Source organism: Bartonella sp. OC16QHHD (genome assembly GCF_042194035.1).
Taxonomy (GTDB): Bacteria; Pseudomonadota; Alphaproteobacteria; order Rhizobiales; family Rhizobiaceae; genus Bartonella.
Genome location: NZ_JBHIMJ010000013.1, coordinates 1 through 1,679, shown reverse-complemented (window position 1 = coordinate 1,679; position 1,679 = coordinate 1). Strand labels below are relative to the sequence as shown.

General features: G+C 38.3%; 2 protein-coding genes and 1 pseudogene. All 3 read left to right on the top strand.

What is annotated here, in order from left to right; genetic code table 11:
• Positions 1-6 precede the first annotated feature (6 nt).
• Positions 7-537 carry a hypothetical protein gene (locus tag ACFIK1_RS01875; RefSeq protein ID WP_375643877.1) on the top strand — a complete coding sequence of 177 codons (531 nt, stop codon included), beginning with the start codon at positions 7-9 and terminating at the stop codon, positions 535-537.
• 625 nt (positions 538-1,162) lie between these two features.
• Positions 1,163-1,495, top strand: coding sequence for a hypothetical protein (locus ACFIK1_RS01870; protein WP_375661955.1), 333 nt, complete (start codon positions 1,163-1,165; stop codon positions 1,493-1,495).
• A pseudogene (locus tag ACFIK1_RS01865) lies at positions 1,476-1,679 on the top strand (PBSX family phage terminase large subunit); the annotation flags it as partial. The gene ACFIK1_RS01870 and the pseudogene ACFIK1_RS01865, both read left to right, overlap by 20 nt.

The window sequence follows — 1,679 nt, the reverse complement described above, 5'->3', positions numbered from 1 at the left end:
GGTGTTATGAAAAAAAATAAAAAAAGGGGACGCCCTAAAATAGCAGGGCAGGTAAGAGAACCAAACGGACGTATATCACGTTGCAAAACACCGCGTGAAGCCGTTGATAAATTGGCAATAGAAATGCGTGCAAAACGCTTTGGTTTAACGCTACAAGAGGCAAAAAATCCACTTTCTGGTACCTATATCGGGCGGCTTTGCTTGCAAGGCGTGCTTACACAAGAGCAATATGACGCCGCCCAGCAATATCTACAGATAAGAAACGATTACCTTTGTGCAAAAGGCTTGCCTAATGCGATTTATGACGAAATGCCGTCATCATCTGATGATAAGGCAAGAGATAAATGGGTAGCATTTGCAACAGAGCAGTTTATCAACACGCAAGAGGCACTAAAAGAAGCGCAATGCCTCTATAGACAGTATAATCTTCACGCTGCGCTACAGTACCTCGTTATAGAAGATCAAACGCTACCATATCTTGTGAATTCATTACGCGTTGCTCTTAATGCGCTTCAGAAGTACTTTTCAAAAAAGTAGATGTGAAAGATATATATATCCATATATATATGGTATTGCAATAATAACTAAGGCGGTCATTATTGCAAATAAAAACGCAGAAATCTTTAATCTAAATCGCCAGAGTATGTTAATCGGAAGAGACATTATGGTGATTATTATGAAGCCTATTACAAACCATTCTATTCTATTGTTTTTATTAAAATAACGTCTTAGTATACGAAGATAGTTGTTTGCCTCTATAGAAATTATTCTAAATGGACCTGTAGAGATTTCTTTAGGGATGTCGTTATAAATATAATCCAACATTCCTTCTGAAATACAAGTAATAAAAGAGGACCGTTTTTGTAGATCACGAAAAACGGCAATTTGCCCCTTTGGGCATGGAGATTCCGAAGAAACATGTTTTGTTAATGGTTGACTACTTACATGACTAGTGAATAAGATACTTATTATTCCGAATAAGGAAATTTTCTTTAAATACGATAATAACATTAGATTTTATCTTGTTTTTCATTGTTGCATCTTCGCTTTATACAGATTCTCTTCAAATATATCAATATGTGTTATTTTTGTGTTGACAAAATGTAGCAAATCGTATTTAATGACATTGCTGTACTTAGGCGTATTGTGTCTAGAGAGGGAAATGTACAGTTCAAAATCCCCGCAAANACAACCCATTAAAAAGCGTATACCACCAAAGGCAGGTCAAGGGCGTGTCAAAGGCGTTCCAAATAAAGTGACGCGCATTTTAAAAGAAGCAGTGGTTAAGGCTGCTGAGAATGCTGGGAATAAAATTGGCAAGGATGGTTTGATTTCTTATTTGGAAAAGCAGGCTATGGAATGCCCCGCTGCTTATTTAGCGTTGCTTGGTAAGGTGTTGCCTTTACAGGTAACAGGTGAAGATGGGGGAGCCATTAAGATCATAACGCGTGTAGAAATTGCTCCTTTAACAATGAATGACGACAAGACAGATTAAGATTGTACCAAAACTTATCCCTATTTTTGATGGGGATGCTTTGGTACGAGCGGCGTGGGGTGGACGAGGGTCTGGAAAGACAAGATCATTTGCATTGATGGCTGCTTTAAAAGGCTATCAATTTGGTATGCAGGGGATATCGGGGACCATTCTTTGTGCACGTCAGTTTCAGAATTCTTTGGCA